Here is an 18,798-nt window from a genome sequence, read left to right on the forward strand (position 1 = left end):
CGGCACCGTCCGGTCTTCCGGCCCGCCTCCGAAGGAGCAAGAACATGCTGACGCCCAGCCCCGCGACGCTGCGCAACCTGGTGGACGAGTACGAGGCGGCCCTGGCCGGGGCGGCGGGGGACCCCGTCGCGCACCAGCGGGCCGAGGACCTGGCCTACACGCTGTGCGTGTCGACCGGCACGCGTGAGGTGCGGCTCGCCCTGGAGTCGGCCCGCCGCCGGCTCGGCGCCGCGCAGGGGGCCGCCGCCGCGGCGGTCGGCTCCACGCCGGTTCCCGCCGCGTCCGTCCCCACCACCTCCATACGCCCTCCGGCCGACGCCGCCCCGTCGGCCGTGGGGCAGGTCCCCGTGGCGCGCGCCGGGGGCGCCGGGAGCGGAGCGGCCCTGTGCGGTGACGCCCCGCAGTGACGCCGGACGCACCGCCGCGCCGGCCGGCCGCACGGGACGAACGCGTACGTGCGGCCGGCCGGCGCGTGCCGATCCGCCGCCGCTCCTTCAGCCGGACCTGATCACCGGGACCGCCGGGCCGCCGGGAACACCGAGGCCGCCGGGGCCGCCGGGTTCACCAGGGCAGGAACGTGTGCACGTCCTTGCCGTCCTCCTGCACCACCACGCTCACCTGGTCGCAGAGCGTGTGCAGCAGGTGCCAGCCGATGCCGCCGCCGCCCTGCTGGGGGTGGAAGGGGCGGGGCGCCGGCTCCGTGGTGCTGGTGTCGTGCATCGTCACGTGCACGCCGTCGAAGGTGCGGCGCATCCGCAGGGCGAAGGGGCCGGGCGCGTACTGGATCGCGTTGGCGGCCAGTTCCGTGACGACCAGCAGGATGTCGTCCCAGTGCTCGGGGGCTGAGGGAGGGGAGACCTGTGAGAGGGCACGGAGGAACTCCTCCGCGGCGACCCGCGCGTCCGTGACATTGCGCAGATCCCCGTCGAAGGTGAGGTCGAGCCCGCTGATCTCGTCGTCCGAAGGCAGTTTGTCGTCCCAACGCGGCATGACGGCCGTCTTGCTCGCTCCCTGACTCGGTGGTGCCAGTGAGTCGTCTGATGGTTCTCTTCTCTCTACCCCTCTGCTGGTTCCCGAGCGCAGAGGAGCTACGCGTGCTGACCTTCGCCTCATCCATTCGTACGAAGTGAAGGATCTGTGTGTACTCTGCCTCATCCGGCGGTGGACCGCCGCATGCGGGTGCTCCTGGCGCGCCGGGCCACTCGCGGCGGCACGAGGGGGCGGGGCCGAGGGGACGCCGGAGCGTATCCGGCGAACTCCCCTTTCGCGGGAGCCGAGTTGCTCGCGGCGAAGGTATGGGCGAAGAGTGGTCCCGGTGCTCCGGGGGAGCGCGGCAAGTCGTGCAACGTTCGCCCCCACCGACGCCGCTCTCCGCTTCGACCTGCAGAAACACAAGGACCTTGGCTTCAATGCGGTGCGCAAGCACATCGAGGTCGAGCCGCAGCGGTGGTTCTGCCGGGCGACCGGCTGGGCCTGCCGGTGTGGCAGGACATGCCCGCCATGGACAGCGGCCGCACCCCGGACGCGGCGGCCCGCACCCAGGGGGAGAGCGGGTTCCGCGCCCCGGTCGACCGGCACCGCAGCCCGCCCTCGCTGATCATGCGGGTCTCCCGGAACGAGGGCCGGGGCCAGTGCGACCGGGCCCGGATCGCCGACATGGTCAAGGCGTACGACCCCGCGCGGCTCGTCGACGACATGAGCGGCGTCGACTGCTGCGGCGCGGTGGACGGCGGCAACGGCGACGTCGTCGACCACCACGACTACGTCGGCCCGGCAACACCGAGCCGAGCACGACGCGGGCCGCGGTCCTCGGCGAGTACGGCGGACTCGGCTTCAGGGCTCCGGCCACGAGTGGTACCCGGGCGGCGGGTTCGGCTACGAGGACCAGGCGAGCACGGCCGCGCTGAACGACCGCCTCGTCGGCCTGCTGGACGCGATCCGGGAGAACTCCATGCCCGCGGGCGGGCTTTCGGCCGCCGTCCACACCCGGATCACCGACGTCGAGAACGAGGCCAACGGCCTGCTCACCTACGACCGCCGGGTCGTCGAGGCCGAGGAGGCGCGCGTACGGGCGGCCGACCAGGCGCTCGTCGCGGTGTCCCGCACCGTGGGCGCCGCCGGTCGCGTTGCCCTCCGGGCGGAACGTCTCGATCCACGTGACCACACCGGGGTTCACCGACCGCTACTCACCGGCTGCGTCGCGCCGGCCTGCGGCCTATGCGAGAGGGCCCCGACGCGAGAGGGGCCCGACGCGAAGGCGCTCCGCCCCGATCGCGGTGCCGGGGTGGAGCGCCTTCGGAGGTCTGTGCCGGGGCAGGGGGCCGGGCGGGCCGGTCATGCCGCGTCCGCGCGGCGCTGGGCCGCCGAGGAGCGCCGCCTCCTGATCGCACGTCGTTCGTTCTCGGTCGTGCCGCCCCATACGCCCACGACCTGCTTCTCCTCCAGGGCCCAGTCCAGGCACTGCTCGCTGACCGGGCAGCGGCGGCAGACGGCCTTCGCCTCGCTCGTCTGGAGGAGTGCGGGGCCCGTACTGCCGACGGGGAAGAACAGTTCGGGGTCTACGGTGCGGCACGCTGCGGACTGTCGCCAGTCGGCCATGACAATCTCCCGTGGGTGTAGGTCGTGTCCGGCGGTGCGGTCTCACTTCTGTTCGGGTGACCGCCATGGTGCGGGTGAAACGACCGGGCCCTGTGGTGGACACGTCGATATTCCGTGACGGCCCGTCACATCCGGCCGGGACCACCGTGCGACCGGGCCGGTGTCTTCACCTTCTGAACGCGCGTGCCCGCCGGTACGGGGGGAGCGACGACTTCGGTGTGAAGTATTGACGTAGTCATGACACTCCGCTTCACTCGTCGCACACCCCGGGACATCGGCACGGAACCGGTACGGGCCGCGACGGAACCGGCTCCGGCGACGCCGTCGCGCGTCCACGGCCGCCCGGAGTTCAAAGCCGCACCGCCGTCACACGGTGCGGGCGACACGGCGGAACCCGCCGGGAGCACACCGGTCGCGCACGTCGTCCCGCCGGGGAGCGGGACGTCCGCCGCCCGGGATCCCGGCCGGTCCCCGCACGCCCGCCCCACCGGACGGCACGTCCGGCACCGCGCACCGTTCCGCACCGCGCACCGTTGCCCACCGCACGTCGTTCGACGCGGCCGCGCGCGCCGAACGCGACCCATCAGCACGCCCCCGGCACCCCCGACCTCCAGAAGGAGAGCCGCATGCCCTCCCGCACCCCCCGCACGCTGATGATCGCGTTGACCGCCCTGACGACCCTGTCGGCGGCCTCCCTGCTCGCGGCCGGACCGTCCGCCGCCGAGCCCGCGCCCCGCCCGACCGCCGCGGCGGCCGACTGGGACACCGACCGGGCCGCGGCCGCCCATGCCGCGGACCCCGGTGCCGTCACCGCCTCCGGCAGCGAGAACGCCGGCACGGCGCCCGGCCTCGCCTTCGACGGCGACGGCGCGACGCGCTGGTCCAGCCAGTTCGCCGACGACGCCTGGATCCGCGTCGACCTGGGCACCGTCCTGCGCATCGACCGCGTCGTCCTGGACTGGGAGGCCGCCTACGGCAAGCGGTACGTCCTGGAGGCGTCGCGCGACGGCACCGGCTGGACGCCGTTCTACACCGAGACCGCGGGCACCGGCGGCTCCGTCACCGCCCACACGTACCCGCAGGAGGTCACCGGGCGCTACGTCCGCATGCGCGGCGTCGAGCGCGCCACCCCGTACGGCTACTCGCTGTACTCCTTCAGGGTCTACGGCGGCGAGCCCGCGCCCGCGTCGGCGACCCGCGCGAACCTCGCGCTCCACCATCCCGCGTACAGCAACTTCTACCAGCACGCGGGCAACTCGCCGGCGTTCGTCACCGACGGTGGCCGGCCCGACGACCTCAAGGCGGACGCGACCCGCTGGTCCAGCGACTGGAACGCCGACCGCTGGGTCTCCGTCGACCTCGGGGCCACCTCCGTGATCGACACCGTCGACCTGTACTGGGAGGCGGCCTACGCGGTCGACTACCAGCTCCAGGTGTCGGACGACAACAGCACCTGGCGCACCGTGTACCAGCCGTCCGCCGCCGAGGTGGCCGCCCGCCGCGCCGATGTGAAGTCCCCGGCGGACGCCGTGGGTCGGCACGACAGTGTGCGGCTGCCGCAGCCCGCCACCGGCCGCTATGTGCGCATGCTCGGCAAGGAGCGGCGCTCCTTCCACAACCCCGCCCCGGCCACGGCCCAGTTCGGCTACTCCCTCTACGAGTTCCAGGTGTGGGGCACCGGCGGCAGCGCCGCCGCCGCGTACCCGGCGCTGCCGGGCGAGCAGTCCGGCACGTACCGGACCGCGTTCTTCGACGACTTCACCGGCGCGGGCCTGGACCGCTCCAAGTGGCGCGTCGTACGGACCGGCCAGGAGATGGGGCCGGTCAACGGCGAGTCCCAGGCGTACGTCGACTCCACGGACACCGTCCGCACGGAGAACGGCAGCCTGGTGCTGCGCGCCAGGTACTGCAAGGGGTGCACCCGGGCGGGCGATGGCACCTACGACTTCACCTCCGGGCGCATCGACACCCACACCAGGTTCGACTTCACCTACGGCAGGGTCAGCGCGCGCATGAGGCTGCCCGTCGGCGACGGCTTCTGGCCCGCCTTCTGGCTGCTGGGCAGCGACGTCGACGACCCGTCGGTGTCCTGGCCCGCCTCCGGCGAGACCGACATCATGGAGAACATCGGCTACGAGGACTGGACCAGCTCGGCCCTGCACGGCCCCGGCTACTCCGCGGACGGCAACATCGGCGCGCGCCAGACCTACCCGGACGGCGGCCGCGCCGACCAGTGGCACACCTACGCGGTGGAGTGGACGCCCACGGGCATGCGCTTCTTCGTGGACGACCGGCTCGTGCAGGAGACCACCCGCAACAAGCTGGAGTCGACGCGCGGCCAGTGGGTCTTCGGCCACCACCAGTACGTCATTCTCAACCTCGCCCTGGGCGGCGCCTACCCGGCCGGCTGGAACAAGGTGACCACGCCCTACTGGGGCCTGCCCCGGTCGAGCGTCGACCGGATCGCGGGCGGCGGTGTGCAGGCCGAGGTCGACTGGGTGCGCGTGGAGCAGAAGGGCTGAGCGCGGTCGCGGCCGCGGCGGCACGGTCGCGGCCGCGCCGCCGGGCGGGCCCCGAGGGTCCGTGACCCCGGTGCGACGTGCTCCGCTACGGCGTCCGGTGCTCCTCCACCCACTGGATGAGCAGCCGCCGCACGTACGGGTTGCCGTCCTGGGCCGCGTGCGCCAGGCGCTCCCCGCGGGCCCGGGCCTCGCGCCAGGCCAGCGGGGTGTCCGCGGCGTGCGCCTGGTCGGCGGCGGCCAGGGCGTCGGCCGCCAGCAGTCTGATGTCCTCGGAGAGGTCGTCGTGGGCCGCCGCCCGGTACGCCTCCAGGCGCAGCGTCGCGACGTCCTCGGGCGGGCGGGAGGTCGCCGAGGGCTGGGCGTAGCCGCTGACGGCGATGACGACGCAGAAGGTGGCCGTGTCCCGGCGTCCCGCGTGCCGCCCCCGCTCGACGGCGGACGCCAGCCAGGTGGCGGCCTTCCAGTGCAGGACCGAGGTCGCGGCGACGAAGGCGAGGGCCACCACCGCGAACGGGACCCAGCCGCCCAGGGCGAGGCCGAGCGGTCCGAGCACGAGGAGGCCGGCCGCGCCGGCGATCCATATGCGGCGGCGGGCGAGCGTGAGGTGTCGGGGTTCCACGCCGTTCAGTGTGTCAGGGGTGCCGGTGCGGTGAGGGCCGACGGCCGGGTTCCGCGGCGGTTCCCCGCGGCGCGCACCGGCCGGGCACAGGACGGGCACCGGAGCGGCACCACCGCGCCGTGACGCGGGCTCCGGCCGGTGCGGCGGGACCGGCCGGGCGGACGCCGGTGCCCGCGGCCCGGCCGCCCGTGCACCACGGCGCCGAGGACCACCACCGGTACCGCGGCGCGGCCGCGTGGACAGGCCCGCGACCGCCCGCCGGCCCTTCGGGCGCGGCCCGCCGTGCACCACCGTCGCGTCGGCCCGCCCCCGCCGCCCCGTACGGCCGCCGGGGACACCGTCTCCGCGGCCGGGGCGGACACACTGTCCTGCGCCGGACGCGCCCCGTGACGTACGGCTGACAGTACGGGCGAAGAGGATCGAACCGACCGGTTTGCAAAGGAAGTTGAGCGGCACGGTGTCAGTGGCGGGCGGTAGGTTCCGTATCCGCCGCCGGGGCCGTGCGAGACGCCCGGCGGTCCGAACCACGCCGACGAATGCGAGTCCTCATGGAACCCACCTACGCCGACTTCACGGTCAGCCCCGCCCGGCTCTCGAACGCGGTGGTCCGCCACCACCGGTGCGCGGTGGCTCCGACGCACGTGGCGGTGGGCGCGGGCGGCACCCTCAAGGCCGACTTCACCGTGCCGGAGGCCGACCGGGGTGCCGACCTCACCCTGAGCGTGACCGCGGTGGGCCCCGTGCCGCCGACGACCGTCCTGCTCAACGGCAAGGTCGTCACCGAGGACCTCTCCTTCGCCGGGGACGCGGGGCGGGACGCGCCGCGCGAGCTCGTGGTCGCCCTGCCGGGCGCGCTGCTGACGGAGGACGGCGGCCTGCTGGAGATACGCACCTCCGCCGACGCGGACGACGTCCTCAGGCTCCTCTCCCTCGGCATCGACGCCGCCGGGGACAGCGGGGCGGCGCGGCGCGCCATGGCGGCCCGCGCCGCCGCCCGGTCGGTCCTCGCCTTCGCCGTCGAGCAGCGGACCCCGGGCGCGGACCGGTGGCAGCCGGCGCCGCGCCTGCTGCTGCACATGGACTGCGGGGAGCACGCGGACCCCGCCCAGCTCTCCTGGCGCGGCACGGACGGCTCCGAGGCGTCCGTCGCCTTCCGGGCCGGCACGGGCGGCTTCCACGGGCACCGGCGGGCGGCGGACGGGAACACCTTCGAGCTGCGCGGCACGCTCGCCGAGCGCCACACCTACCCGGACGGCGTCGCGGGCGCCGCGGTGCGGCAGTTCACCACCGAGGAGAGCCACGGCGGGAGCTGGCGCCCGGCCGACCGGCTGCGCGTGCTGCTCGACGACGGCGGCGCGGCGGTGGAGCGCCTGGAGCGGCGCGACGTCCGGGGCGGCGCCGTGTCGCTGGCCTTCCGCCCCGCCGCGGCCCCGGCGCTCCCGGAGGCCGTGCCGGGCGCCGCCCTGCGCGAGGTGACCAGGGACGTGGCGGAGGTGGAGGCCAGCGACGAGTTCGCGGCCGCGGGCGAGACCGCGGACAACCTGCTGCGCTCCTCCCGCAGCAAGTGGCTGGTCCACGACGAGGAGGCCCGGCTGGACTTCGCCTTCGACCGGCCCACCGCCGTCGCCGCGTACGCGCTGACCGCGGCCAACGACTTCCCGGACCGCGACCCGCGGGACTGGGAGCTGCAGGGCTCCACGGACGGCAGCCGCTGGACGGTCCTCGACGTGCGGTCGGGCGAGCACTTCGGCAGGCGCTTCGCCAGGAAGGAGTACTCCTTCGCCAACAGCACCCCCTACCGGTTCTACCGGCTGCTGATCACGGACAACGCCGGGGGGACCGAGATCCAGCTGTCCCGGGTGCAGTTCTTCGAGGCCGACGCCGCGGCCGCCGCGACGGCCGCGGTCTGCGACTTCGTCGGCTTCCGCCACCGGCCGGGACAGGACCCGGTCGCCCTCCGCGGCACCGCCGTGCCCGGCCCGCCGCAGGGCGGGGACGCCGAGGAGCCGACGGAGAAGATCCTGCCGGGCGACCTGCGGGACGCGGCGCGGAGCCTGGACACCGCGGCCCGCCTCATGGGGAAGCTCGCGCAGTACCTGTGACACCGTGTGCCGGCACCCGCCCCGGGAGCGGAGAACCCGGGGCAGGTGCCGTGGCACGTCCCGCGGCGGCCGGCCCCGCGCCGGCCGGTCCGAAGGACGGGGGCGGCGGCCTCACGGACGAGCGCGATCCCGCGGACGAGTGCCGCCCCGCGGACCGGGGCGTCCCCGCGGGCGGACGCGGTCCCCCGGCCGGGCGCGTCCCGGCGGGCGGCTCACCGCAGGTGGTCGCGGGCCCACGCGGCGAGCTGCCGGGCGCCGAGGTCCACCGCCTCCGGCCAGGCCGTCGGCGCGCTCTCGTCCGCCGTGTCGCTGACGTACTTCACCAGGCGCACCGGCACGCCGAACCGGCGGGCGGTGTCGGCGACGGCGTACCCCTCCATGTCCACCAGCTGCGCCTCCTCGGCCAGCCGCGCGCGCACGGCCGTGTCGGAGACGAACGTGTCACCGGTCGCCAGGGTGTGGCCCGGGCCGTCGGAGAGGTCGATCGGCGCACCGTAGGTGCGGCCGCTGATCGCGTGCAGCAGGGCCGTGTCGAAGTCGTGCTGGAGGACGCGGGAGACCTCCAGCACGCCGCGCAGACCGTCCTTCAGGGCACCGGCGGTGCCGAGGTTGACCACCTCGCGGGGGCGGGCGCCGCCGGCCAGCGCGAGGGTCAGCGCGGCCGTCGCGTTGATCTTCCCCATGCCCGTGATCAGCACGGGCAGCCCGGTGCCGAGGTGGGCGGCCTCCTCCTCGACCGCGGCGACGACGAGCGGCCGGTCCGGGCGGATCTCGCCCAGGAGGCGGCCGGCCGGGACCCGGCCGGCGGGCGGAGTGGTGATCACGGTGTGTTCCCGTCCTTCGGTTTCCGAGGTCCGGCCGGGGCCGGACCTGCCCGTGTGGTCCTTGGAACGTACAGGGGGCGGTGCCGCCGGGGCGAAGCGGGGCGGTGCACGGTGTGACGACGTCCGCAGCCGTACGATCCGGGCGCGCCCGCCCCTTCCCGGCACACCGGACGCCGCGCGGGCCGGAAGCCGGGCGGCGCTTCTTAAGCACGGGTTAAACGCGGCTTAAGCAAACTTCGGTCCAGCCTGATTCCTCAAATAACCGCAGGTCAGCTGGGTTTGATGACGGAGCGCGCAAGTTGGCGGGGCCAGTGATCGTGCGTATCGTCGGGGCCCACCGGCGGCTCCCACCGCAGGCGAGAGAGCGCTCTCACACCGTGCTCCGCACGCTCGCCGGGTGCGCTCCGCCGGGCGCACGTTCCTGGAAATCCCCCGGGCGGTCCTCACGGACGGTCCCGCAAACAGTTCCCCACAGACAAGGTGTGTTCAGCCATGGCTGCTCATCGCGCACGCCGATGGTCCCTCGGCGGCCTGGTGTTCCTCGTCGCCGCCGCCCTCGCCGCGGCCGTCCTGTTCACGACGACCGGTCCGGCCGCCGACCGGGCGGACGCCGCCGCCGTGCGGACCTGGGCCGACGAGTTCGACGGCGCCGCCGGCAGCGCCCCCGACTCCTCGAAGTGGACCCTGGAGACGGGCGGCGGCGGCAACGGCAACAACGAGCTGCAGTACTACACGAAGAGCACCGACAACGCCGCCCTCGACGGCAGGGGCAACCTGGTCATCACCGCCAGGAAGAACACCGACTCCGGACTGCGGTGCTGGTACGGCGCCTGCCAGTACACGTCGGCACGGCTGAACACGGCGCAGACCTTCACCCAGGCCTACGGCCGCTTCGAGGCCCGCATCAAGATCCCGCGCGGCCAGGGCGTCTGGCCCGCCTTCTGGATGCTCGGCGACGACCTCGGCAGCGCTGGCTGGCCCAACAGCGGCGAGATCGACATCATGGAGAACGTCGGCAAGGAGCCCGGCGCGGTGCACGGCACCATCCACGGCCCCGGCTACTCCGGCGGCGGCGGCATCGGCGCCGCGTACACGCTGCCGGGCGGCAAGGCCTTCGCCGACGACTTCCACACCTTCGCCGTCGACTGGAGCCCCGAGGCGATCACCTGGTCGGTGGACGGGCAGAACTACCAGACCCGCACGCCGGCCGACGTGAACGGCAAGAAGTGGGTCTACGACCACCCGTTCTTCCTCATCCTCAACCTCGCGGTCGGCGGCGACTGGCCCGGCAGCCCGGACGCCTCCACGTCCTTCCCGCAGACCATGACCGTCGACTACGTCCGCGTCTCGGCCTCGGACTCCTCGGGCTCCACCGGCGGCGGCACCGGCGGCACCGGCGGCGGCGCGAGCAGGACCGGCGCGATCAGGGGCATCGGCGGCATGTGCGTGGACGTCGCGGGCGCCTCGGACGCCGACGAGACCCCGATCCAGCTGCACGACTGCAACGGTGTGGACGCCCAGAAGTGGACGCTGGGCAGCGACGGCACCGTGCGCGCCCTCGGCAAGTGCCTGGACGTCAAGGGCGGTTCGACCGCGGACGGCGCCGCCGTCCAGCTCTACCGCTGCAACGGCACCAAGGCCCAGCAGTGGGTGTACACCTCCGCCCGCGACCTGACCAACGTCGGCGCCGACAAGTGCCTGGACGCCAGGGGCAACTCCGCCGCGGACGGCACCCGCCTGCAGATCTGGACCTGCGCCGGCACCGCCAACCAGAAGTGGACCGTCGGCTGACCCCGAGCCGCCGCCCGCCCGCCACTCACTCCGTCCCCACCCTTCCCGCCTCGCCCGAGGCGCGTACAGCAAGGAGCACCGCAGATGTCGCCCCGTCACCAGCGCAACCTGACCCGCCGCAAGATGATGTTCGCCCTCGGCGGCGCGGCGGTGGCCGCCCCGGCGATCGCCGCCATCGCCCCGCACGCGCTCGCCGGGCAGAGCGGCGACAGCAGGACGACCGCGGCGGCCGGTTCGCTCCCCGTGACCGTCGTCAACAACAGCGGCTCGTTCGACAACGCGTCCGTGCACCTCTACGTCGTCGGCAACCAGGACGGCAAGCAGGTCCGGCTCACCCCCGAGGGCACCCTCGCGCCCATCGCCCTCTCCGACAACGGCGCCGACGGCTTCACCGACTACGCGATCCCGCTGTCCGGCAGCGGCGAGACCCGGCTGAACCTGCCCTACATGTCGGGCCGCATCTACGTGGCGCTCGGCCAGAAGCTGAAGTTCAAGGCCGTCACCGACGGCAACGGCAACGCGGCCCTGCAGTACCCGGCCGGCTGGGTGAAGTCCGACCCCAGCTACGGCGTGCTGCACGACTGCGCCGAGTTCACGTACAACTCGGCCGGCATGTTCTGCAACACCACGATGGTCGACATGTTCAGCGTGCCGCTGAGCATCGAGCTCACCGGCGCCAGGAACCAGACCACGGGCGCCCTGCGCGACGGCGGGCGCGCCGCCGCCTTCGCCGCGGTGAGGCAGGTCGAGGAGTTCGCGCCGCTCGTCGTGGACGACACCCGCATCATCGCCCCCGGCCACGGCCTGGACGCGGGCCTGTTCGCCAAGGACTACTTCGCCCCGTACATCGACGAGGTGTGGAGCACCTACACCGGCAAGGACCTCAAGGTCACGACCAACGCGGGGACGTTCACCGGACGGGTGCGCGGCGAGCGGTTCACCTTCACCGGGCCCGCCTCGGTGTCCTTCGCCAAGCCCTCCACCCGCGACGTCCTCTTCTGCGACGGCAAGCTCGCCGCGCCCAACGACGGCACCACCGGCCCCGTAGCCGCCGTCCTGGGCGCGGGCTTCAACCGCTCGACGCTGCTGAGCGACACGGCCCAGCCGAGCACGGACCCGGCGGCCTTCTACCGCAACGCCCTCACCAACCACTACTCCAAGGCCATCCACGCGGCGACGCAGGACGGCAAGGCGTACGGCTTCGCCTTCGACGACGTCGCCGACTTCGCCTCCTACATCCAGGACAACGCGCCGACCGGCTTCACGCTCACGCTCGACAGGTTCTGACCGGACCGGCCGTACCGGCCGCGCCGTACCGGGCGCGCCGTACCGGGCGGGCCGGCCGCGAACGGGCCCCGCGGTCCCTTCCGGTACGGGGGGAGGGACCGCGGGGGCCCGGTGCCGCCGGGGGAGGGGCCCGGGCCGGGGGGGCACGGACCGTCCGCGGCGCTCAGCCGTTCCGCGAGTAGCGCGGCTCCGTGCGGTAGTCGTAGTAGGCCCAGGCCGCCACGGCGACCAGCGCGACCAGTACGGCGGCCACGACGCGCAGGACCCCGGAGGCGAAGAAGGCGACCAGGCCCGTGGCGAGGGCCCCGCCCGACATGATCAGGCGGCTGGTGAGGTGCTGCGCGGGCTCCTGCGCCGAGGAGTTCCGGTCCCCCAGGTCGTGGAGGGCCGCACGGGCGGCGTGCCGCGACCCCCGTCTGCGGCGGGCCCGGTACTCCAGGCCGTAACTCATCAGTACGTAGAGGGCGAGCACGCCCAGTACCCACGGCCAGGTCGAGCCGTCGTCGAATCCCCTTGCCAGATACACGTTCCCCGTCCCCTTCCGGCCTCCTGGCCCCTCGCCGGGCGTCCGCGTCCCGGATGCCCGCGTTCGGGCGCGGTACGCGGGGCACGCGCGGCCGGCCGTCCTCCCGCGGTGCCCCGGCGGAGCCTTCGCGGATGAACGAGGGAAAAGGAACGGCCGAATAGGGGATGGCCCGCCCGGTGCCGCGTCAGGTATACGAGTACGAGGGAAAAATTCATTTCTCTTCCCCGGGATCGCGATGTCAACCGCCCCCATTCGCGTGTCGCGCCCCACGAAGCGACAGCTCATGTCCCGCAAAGCCGACAGCTCGTGAGAAACGCGGCGGCGGGTTTCGTGGGGTGCCCGCCGCGGTGCGCCGTGACAAGGCCCCGACAGGGGGTGCAACCGTCCCGCCTGCGGTGTCTTCCGGAAACGGGGCCGCGCGGGTGACGTGCGGGCGGTGAAATGCGAAAAGCGGGGAACACGTGTCGGCGAGACACTTTCGCAACCACACGGGAGCCGGAAAACAATGACGAACGACTTCACTCCCAAGTACACGGTGCCGGGCATCACGGAGAAGGACGCCGGCAAGCTGATCGGTCTGCTGCGTCTGCGTCTGCACGCTCTCAACGATCTGCACCTGACGCTGAAGCACGTGCACTGGAATGTGATCGGTCCGCACTTCGTCGCCGTGCACGAGATGCTCGACCCGCAGGTGGACCGGGTGCGGGAGATGGCCGACGACGTGGCCGAGCGGACGGCGGCGCTGGGCGGCGTCGCGCAGGGCACCCCGGGATCGCTCGTGGCCGAGCGCACCTGGGAGGACTACCGGATCGGGCGCGCCGACGCGATCGCCCACCTGGGCGCCCTCGACATCGTCTACACCGGGATCATCGAGGACGTCCGCAAGGCGATCGCCGAGGCGGGCGAGATCGACCCGGCCACCGAGGACCTGCTCATCGAGCAGCTGCGCGACCTGGAGCAGTTCCAGTGGTTCATCCGCGCCCACCTGGAGAACGCGGGCGGCAGCCTCGCCACCGCCGACGTCACCTCCGAGGCGGAGGCCGCGGAGAAGGGCGCCGCGCTCAGCTGACCCGTCGCCGCTCCCGGACCGCACGGCGAGCGGCGCACACCGGCCACCCGACGAGGCCGGGACCCGGGCGTCCGCCGGGGTCCCGGCCTCCGGTGCGTCCGGGGCCGCGTCCGCCCCCGGGCGCACCGGCGTACGGGCCGGGCAGGACGTGCGTGCCGGACGAGTCCAGGACGTGCGCACCGGACGAGTGCAGGGCGTCATGTGCCGGACGGGCGCAGGGAGTTCGCGTGCCGACAGGGAACGTGCGTGCCGGGCGGGCGACGGCGGACACGCCTCGGCCCCGTGCGCAGGCGCACGGGGCCGAGGCGGTCGCGGACCCGGGCGGGCCCGCCGGGTCAGGCGGCGCCCTGCCCCGAGGACGTGTTCAGCCGCGTGGCCTCCGCCAGGTGCCGGATGCGGGCCTCGACCCGGCCCTCGACGACACGGGTCTCGAAGCCGGGCTGGGGGGCCGTGGCCGGGCCCCGCACGTTCCAGCCGTCGGAGAGGCGGAAGACGCTGCCGTGCCAGGGGCACTGGATGCAGCCGTCCTTCACCTCGCCCTCCGAGAGCGGACCGGACATGTGGCTGCACCGCTCCGCCAGGACGTGCACGTCGTCGCCCTCCCGCACGACCACGACGCCGACGTCGCCGATGTCACGCCGCACCGGCCGGCCCTCGGGCAGCTCGGCGAGGTCCGCGACCCGGTGCCAGCCGGGCTCCACCAGGTGCGGCACGTCCTCGGCGTGGTTGGCGCCCGACGCCTGGCGGTAGGCCATGTGCCCGCCGAGGGCGCCGCCCACGCTGACGGCGCCGAGCCCGGCGAGGCCGAGCGCCCGGCCGAGCAGGTTGTGGCCGCGCTTCCGTGCCACGTAGGAACCGGTGTAGAGGCTCACCGCCACGACGTTGGAGGCGGCGTGCACCACGCCGACCCGCTGCTGTTCGGGGCGCAGCTCCGCCCAGTCCACCCAGCCGGTGAGCGCGGCGGGAGCGGCGGCCAGCGCGCCGGTGCCGACGAGGGTGCGGGCGGCACGCTGCCGGCCGGGCAGGAAGTCCAGGATCGCCGCCGAGAACCAGCAGCCGATGGGCAACTGGACCATCAGCGGGTGCACGGGGTGCCCCAGCCAGCGGCCGTGCATCGCGTCACGGGCCCGGCCGAGCGGGAGCGCCCGCACCGCGCGCTGCAGCGTGTCGACCACGCGGTCGGCCCCGGTGTACTGCTCCAGCCGGTCCACGGCCTTCAGGACGCGTCCGGAGGCGGACGCGTCGGGCAGAGCGCGCCGGGTGAACACCGCGGCGCGTCGCAGGGGTGTCGTCTCTTCCATGGGGCGCGAGTAGCCCGGCACGGGCCCGGGAAACCGGACACGCGGCACTCCGCGGACGAGCGCGACGACGGCCCGCGACGGTCACCGCCGCCGTGGCGGCCACGGCGGCGCCCCCCCCTGTGACCGTCGTACGGGGCCGCGGAAACGGTCAGCCGGGGTCCCGGGACCTGCCGGGCCCCTCGGCGCCGCCGTCGGGAGCGGACGCCCCCGAGGAGGGGGTCCCCGAGGAGAAGCTGCCGGTGGTGAACGTGCCGGTGGTGAACGCACCGGCGGAGGACGCTCCCTCGCCGGACGCCCGCTTGGCCCGGAACGTGTCGGTCATGCGCTGGAACGTCCTGGTCAGCTGGTGCAGCGGGGAGTCCTGCGGCCCCTGCGCACCCCTGTCCCCGGCGGGCGGCGCGACCCCCTGCGCCTCCTTCGTCTCGGCCAGCGCGGCGTGGGCCAGCTCCGCCGCCTCGCGGTACAGGTCCCGCGAGGCGGTCATGGCCTCCAGCGCCTCCTTGTACGTCTCCACCAGGGCGCGCGTGTGGGCCAGCTCCTCCTCCAGCGTCACCAGGTGCCACTTCTCGCGCAGCGCGGTGACGGCCTCCTGCGCGCCCTCGGGGCTGGGCAGCGGCAGGGCCGCGTACCGCTCGATCGCGTCCAGCAGCTCGCGCGGCTCGGAGCCGTCGAGGAAGACGCTGCGCACGGAGAAGTCCTTCCCCGTGTAGCCGGGCGGGGCCGGGGTGCCGGGCAGGACGACGGCGCCGCCGCGGGGCAGCCGCACGCCGAAGTCGTCGAGCGCCCAGTTGGCGATCTGGTACTGGTCGGGCGTGGCCCGGTGCTCCACGACGCGGTGCCGCAGTCCGGGCGGGAGCAGGGGGGACAGCGGGCGGCGGCCGCGCTCGTCGGGGGTCATCGCCTCGTGCACGACGACGTTGATGCTCCAGCTGTGCCGCACGCTGTCGCGCAGCAGCCGGCGCAGGGCCTTGTCGTCCCGGGGGAGCGGGTTGATGTCCCGCAGGCGCAGGGCGCCGACGCCGTCCCGGTCCCAGGCCGCTTCGCCGTCCTCCGGCCAGAACATCGTCGCCGGGGAGGGCCAGGCCGGGTCCCAGGGGCGCTCCGCCTCCGCCACGAGGACCCAGTCGTGCTCGTCCCCGGCGCGGTCGGCCGCGCCGACGGTCAGGCGGGCGCGCACGGTGACGCCGGCGGCCCGCCAGCGCGCCTCGAAGACGCGCTCACGGGCCTCCGCGGGGTCCTCCGGTTCCGGTTCCGGTTCCAGGAAGTCGTCGATGACGCCGTTCGTCTTGAGCGCACGCAGGTTCTCCCGCAGCGTCTTCTCCGGGGCGGGCCCGCTGTGGCGGCCACGGGCGAGCCAGACCGTGTCCGGCGTCGTGGCGGGGAGGTGGGACTTGGCCATGGATCACTCTGTACGTGGAAGGGCGGTGTGCGCTTCCCAGTATGGTCACCGCAGGTCGCGACCTGGAAAACCAGATCATGGCGCGCCGTGGTGCAGGTCACGACATAGCCGGAAACGTCCGGTGGACTCCCGTACCGCGTGTGCGGCCCCGGCCGCGGTCTTCCGGGTGCGGTGCTCCGCGGGCACGTGCCGGGCCGCCCGCCCCGGGGCACCGGGCGGGGCTCGTCCGCGGGCGCCCCGCCGTGCACACTGTTCCCCTCCCGGACTCCGGTTCGGGATCCCCTCGGATTCCGTTCCGGGATTTCCGTTGTCCCGCGACGCGCACGGCGTCTCCCACAGGGAGGACGCCGACACGGCCGGCCGTGTCGGCGCCCCGCGTTCCTCGGGTCTCAGACGAAAGGGAGACGATCGATGCGCACAGAACCCGGCCGCGGGCCGGACGCCGCCCTGGTGTCCGCCGCCCGCGACGGTGATCCGCAGGCAGTCGAACGGCTGGTGACGCAGTCGCTGCCGCTCGTCCACAACATCGTCGGCCGCGCCCTGGACGGCCACGGCGACGTGGACGACGTCGTGCAGGAGGCCCTGCTGCGGGTCGTGCGCGGTCTCGACCGGCTGGAGCGGCCCGCGGCGTACCGATCGTGGATGGTGGCCATCACCGTGCGGCAGATACGTGACTGGATCAAGGGCAGGCAGCAGGACCGCGCGACGCGCGCGTCCATGGAGCGCGCCGCGTACGTGCCCGACCCCGCCTCGGACTTCGCGTCGCTGACGGTCCTCCGGCTGCAGCTCACCGACGACCGGCGCGAGGTGGCGGAGGCCACCGCGTGGCTGGACGGGGAGGACCGCGAACTGCTCGCGCTGTGGTGGCTGGAGGAGACGGGCGAGCTGACGCGCGCCGACCTCGCGCAGGCGCTGGGGCTGTCGGGCCGGCACACCGCCGTGCGGGTGCAGCGGCTGAAGGAGAAGCTCGACGCCGGCCGGACCGTCGTACGGGCGCTGGCCGCGCGGCCGCCCTGCCCCGGCCTCGCGAAGGCCGCCGCCCCCTGGGACGGGACGCCCTCCCCGCTGTGGCGCAAGCGCCTCGCCCGCCATGTGCGCGGCTGCGAGCGGTGCGCCGCGCGCACCGCCGAACTGCTGCCCGTCTCCGGGCTGCTGGGCGGCCTGCCGCTGCTGGTGCCGCCGGCCGCGCTGCACCGGGCGGTCCTGGAGGCCGCGCTGCCGGGGGCCCTCGACGGCGCGTCCCGGGCGGCGGACGGCGACGCCGGTGCGCACACGTCCCACGGGGACGGCGGGAGCGGTCACGCGCCGTGGGACGACAGCGGGCAGCCGTTCCGGGACGGAAGCGGCTCCGCGCACCAGTACGAGGGCGGTCACACCCTCCGGGGCGATGACGGACAGGTGTTCCAGGACGGGGGCGGTCACGCCCTGTGGGACGAGAGCCTGTACGCGCGGGGGGACGGGAGCGGCGAGGGGAACGAAGACATCCCCGGGGGCGGGGACGTGCCCGGGAACGGAGGCATGCCCGGGGGCGGGGACGACGGTCACACCCTTCAGGGGGACACGGCGGCGGACGGGCTCTCGCACCTCGTCACCCACCGTGCCGGCCGGGCACCGCGTGCCCACCGGCGCCCGCGCGGCGGCGCGCCGGCCGGCGCGGGGCGCCTGCGCGTCCTGGCCGCCGCCGGAGCCGCGGCGGCGGTGGCCGCGGGCGCGCTGGCCGTGGTGTCGGACTCCGGGACGGAGTCCGCCGCGCCCCGGGCGGCCGCCGCCCACGGACCCACCGTGTCACCGGGCGCCACGGCGCCGTCCGGACCCGCACCGTCGGCGTCGCCGTCGGCGAGCAGGAAGGTGTCGCCGTCCCCGAGCGCCACGCCCTCGCGTTCGGCCGCGTCGGCCGCTCCCCGGGCGACGGCCGCCGGCGCTCCGCCCGCCGCCGCGCCGAAGGCGGTCGCGTCCGACCGCAAGGGCGTCGGCGTGTGGTCCTTCCCGGACGCCGACGCGGCACTGCGGCAGTCCGGCGCGGGCTGGTACTACACCTGGTCCACCGCGCACCCGGGCGTCACGACGCCGAACGGCACCGGGTTCGTCCCGATGATCTGGGGGGCCGACTCCGTCACCCCGCAGGCCCTGGCCGAGGCGAAGGCGGCCGGGCCGTACCTGCTGGGCTTCAACGAACCCGACATGGCGGGGCAGGCGGACATGAGCGTCGAACAGGCGCTGTCGCTGTGGCCGAGGCTGGAGTCGACGGGCAGCACGCTCGGCAGCCCGGCCGTGGCCTACGGCGGGGACACCCCGGGCGGCTGGCTCGACCGCTTCATGAGCGGCGCGCGGGAGCGCGGCCTGCGCGTCGACTTCATCACGCTGCACTGGTACGGCGGCGACTTCCGCACCGCCGCCGCGGTCGAGCAGCTGCGCGGCTACCTGGCGGCCGTGTACGAGCGCTACCACAAGCCGATCTGGCTCACCGAGTTCGCGCTCGTCGACTTCTCCCAGGGCACGCCCCGCCACCCGTCGGACGAGGAGCAGGCGGCCTTCCTGACGGCGTCGACGAAGATGCTCGACGGGCTGCCGTACCTGCGGCGCTACGCCTGGTTCGGCCTCGGCACGGACGAACCGGGGCCCAGCACCGTGCTCTTCCGCGCCGGGCCCGCGCTGACCCCGGCGGGCCGGGCCTATCTGTCCGCCCGCTGAGGAGCGCCCGGGAGCGCGTCCTTCCGCGCACCGGTGGGCGACGGCGGCCGGCACCGTCACCCACCGGCG

General features: G+C 74.6%; 14 protein-coding genes and 1 pseudogene. 8 read left to right on the forward strand and 7 right to left on the reverse strand.

The window, feature by feature from the left end:
- The first annotated feature begins 44 nt into the window (after positions 1-44).
- Positions 45-407 carry a DUF5133 domain-containing protein gene (locus tag IE271_RS23900; RefSeq protein WP_190192477.1) on the forward strand — a complete coding sequence of 121 codons (363 nt, stop codon included), beginning with the start codon at positions 45-47 and terminating at the stop codon, positions 405-407.
- 154 nt (positions 408-561) lie between these two features.
- Here IE271_RS23900 and IE271_RS23905 read toward each other — a convergent pair whose 3' ends face one another.
- The gene (locus tag IE271_RS23905; protein ID WP_190192478.1) at positions 562-990 is read right to left on the reverse strand and encodes an ATP-binding protein; all 429 of its coding nucleotides are present in this window, start codon (positions 988-990) and stop codon (positions 562-564) included.
- Positions 991-1,351: 361 nt separating this feature from the next.
- Between IE271_RS23905 and IE271_RS42240 the strand changes: the two are divergent.
- Positions 1,352-2,186 (forward strand): annotated as a pseudogene (locus tag IE271_RS42240) (glycoside hydrolase family 2); the annotation flags it as partial.
- Positions 2,187-2,334: 148 nt separating this feature from the next.
- On the opposite strand, the gene IE271_RS23915 reads toward IE271_RS42240, so the two are convergent.
- Entirely contained in the window at positions 2,335-2,598 is a 264-nt protein-coding gene (locus IE271_RS23915) for a WhiB family transcriptional regulator (RefSeq protein ID WP_190192480.1), read from the reverse strand.
- Positions 2,599-3,224: 626 nt separating this feature from the next.
- Between IE271_RS23915 and IE271_RS23920 the strand changes: the two genes are divergently transcribed.
- A complete protein-coding gene (locus IE271_RS23920; protein ID WP_190192481.1) occupies positions 3,225-5,120 on the forward strand; it encodes a discoidin domain-containing protein in 1,896 nt (631 codons plus the stop codon).
- 85 nt (positions 5,121-5,205) lie between these two features.
- On the opposite strand, the gene IE271_RS23925 is transcribed toward IE271_RS23920, so the two are convergent.
- Positions 5,206-5,739: a hypothetical protein gene (locus IE271_RS23925; RefSeq protein ID WP_190192482.1), complete on the reverse strand. Its 534-nt coding sequence runs from the start codon at positions 5,737-5,739 to the stop codon at positions 5,206-5,208.
- Positions 5,740-6,287: 548 nt separating this feature from the next.
- Here IE271_RS23925 and IE271_RS23930 point away from each other — a divergent pair.
- Entirely contained in the window at positions 6,288-7,841 is a 1,554-nt protein-coding gene (locus IE271_RS23930; RefSeq protein WP_190192483.1) for an alpha-1,2-mannosidase, read from the forward strand.
- Positions 7,842-8,053: 212 nt separating this feature from the next.
- On the opposite strand, the gene IE271_RS23935 is transcribed toward IE271_RS23930, so the two are convergent.
- On the reverse strand, positions 8,054-8,665 hold the full coding sequence (locus IE271_RS23935; protein WP_229919527.1) for a nucleosidase: 612 nt from the start codon (positions 8,663-8,665) through the stop codon (positions 8,054-8,056).
- Positions 8,666-9,157: 492 nt separating this feature from the next.
- Between IE271_RS23935 and IE271_RS23940 the strand changes: the two genes are divergently transcribed.
- Complete coding sequence (locus IE271_RS23940) at positions 9,158-10,456, forward strand: glycoside hydrolase family 16 protein (RefSeq protein ID WP_190192484.1); 1,299 nt, start codon at positions 9,158-9,160, stop codon at positions 10,454-10,456.
- Between the two features lie 84 nt (positions 10,457-10,540).
- Entirely contained in the window at positions 10,541-11,743 is a 1,203-nt protein-coding gene (locus tag IE271_RS23945; RefSeq protein ID WP_190192485.1) for a glycoside hydrolase family 64 protein, read from the forward strand.
- A gap of 163 nt (positions 11,744-11,906) precedes the next feature.
- On the opposite strand, the gene IE271_RS23950 is transcribed toward IE271_RS23945, so the two are convergent.
- Positions 11,907-12,269 carry a hypothetical protein gene (locus IE271_RS23950; RefSeq protein ID WP_190192569.1) on the reverse strand — a complete coding sequence of 121 codons (363 nt, stop codon included), beginning with the start codon at positions 12,267-12,269 and terminating at the stop codon, positions 11,907-11,909.
- 505 nt (positions 12,270-12,774) lie between these two features.
- Between IE271_RS23950 and IE271_RS23955 the strand changes: the two genes are divergently transcribed.
- Complete coding sequence (locus tag IE271_RS23955) at positions 12,775-13,338, forward strand: Dps family protein (protein WP_190192486.1); 564 nt, start codon at positions 12,775-12,777, stop codon at positions 13,336-13,338.
- A 335-nt stretch (positions 13,339-13,673) separates the two neighbouring features.
- On the opposite strand, the gene IE271_RS23960 is transcribed toward IE271_RS23955, so the two are convergent.
- Positions 13,674-14,639, reverse strand: a complete 966-nt coding sequence (locus tag IE271_RS23960) for a Rieske (2Fe-2S) protein (RefSeq protein WP_190192487.1) — start codon at positions 14,637-14,639, stop codon at positions 13,674-13,676.
- A 148-nt stretch (positions 14,640-14,787) separates the two neighbouring features.
- Positions 14,788-16,038, reverse strand: a complete 1,251-nt coding sequence (locus IE271_RS23965) for a hypothetical protein (RefSeq protein WP_190192488.1) — start codon at positions 16,036-16,038, stop codon at positions 14,788-14,790.
- 411 nt (positions 16,039-16,449) lie between these two features.
- On the opposite strand from IE271_RS23965, the gene IE271_RS42245 reads away from it, so the two are divergent.
- A complete protein-coding gene (locus IE271_RS42245; RefSeq protein ID WP_229919528.1) occupies positions 16,450-18,729 on the forward strand; it encodes a sigma-70 family RNA polymerase sigma factor in 2,280 nt (759 codons plus the stop codon).
- Positions 18,730-18,798 lie beyond the last annotated feature (69 nt).

The organism is Streptomyces minutiscleroticus, from assembly GCF_014650875.1.
GTDB lineage: Bacteria > Actinomycetota > Actinomycetes > Streptomycetales > Streptomycetaceae > Streptomyces > Streptomyces minutiscleroticus.

What these genes read in the sequence shown, in the direction of transcription:
- IE271_RS42245 (WP_229919528.1), top strand. Translation starts at nt 16,450, where the DNA reads ATGCGCACAGAACCCGGCCGCGGGCCGGACGCCGCCCTGGTGTCCGCC.
- IE271_RS23940 (WP_190192484.1), top strand. Translation starts at nt 9,158, where the DNA reads ATGGCTGCTCATCGCGCACGCCGATGGTCCCTCGGCGGCCTGGTGTTC.
- IE271_RS23965 (WP_190192488.1), bottom strand. Translation starts at nt 16,038, where the DNA reads ATGGCCAAGTCCCACCTCCCCGCCACGACGCCGGACACGGTCTGGCTC.
- IE271_RS23915 (WP_190192480.1), bottom strand. Translation starts at nt 2,598, where the DNA reads ATGGCCGACTGGCGACAGTCCGCAGCGTGCCGCACCGTAGACCCCGAA.
- IE271_RS23930 (WP_190192483.1), top strand. Translation starts at nt 6,288, where the DNA reads ATGGAACCCACCTACGCCGACTTCACGGTCAGCCCCGCCCGGCTCTCG.
- IE271_RS23920 (WP_190192481.1), top strand. Translation starts at nt 3,225, where the DNA reads ATGCCCTCCCGCACCCCCCGCACGCTGATGATCGCGTTGACCGCCCTG.
- IE271_RS23900 (WP_190192477.1), top strand. Translation starts at nt 45, where the DNA reads ATGCTGACGCCCAGCCCCGCGACGCTGCGCAACCTGGTGGACGAGTAC.
- IE271_RS23945 (WP_190192485.1), top strand. Translation starts at nt 10,541, where the DNA reads ATGTCGCCCCGTCACCAGCGCAACCTGACCCGCCGCAAGATGATGTTC.
- IE271_RS23960 (WP_190192487.1), bottom strand. Translation starts at nt 14,639, where the DNA reads ATGGAAGAGACGACACCCCTGCGACGCGCCGCGGTGTTCACCCGGCGC.
- IE271_RS23955 (WP_190192486.1), top strand. Translation starts at nt 12,775, where the DNA reads ATGACGAACGACTTCACTCCCAAGTACACGGTGCCGGGCATCACGGAG.
- IE271_RS23905 (WP_190192478.1), bottom strand. Translation starts at nt 990, where the DNA reads ATGCCGCGTTGGGACGACAAACTGCCTTCGGACGACGAGATCAGCGGG.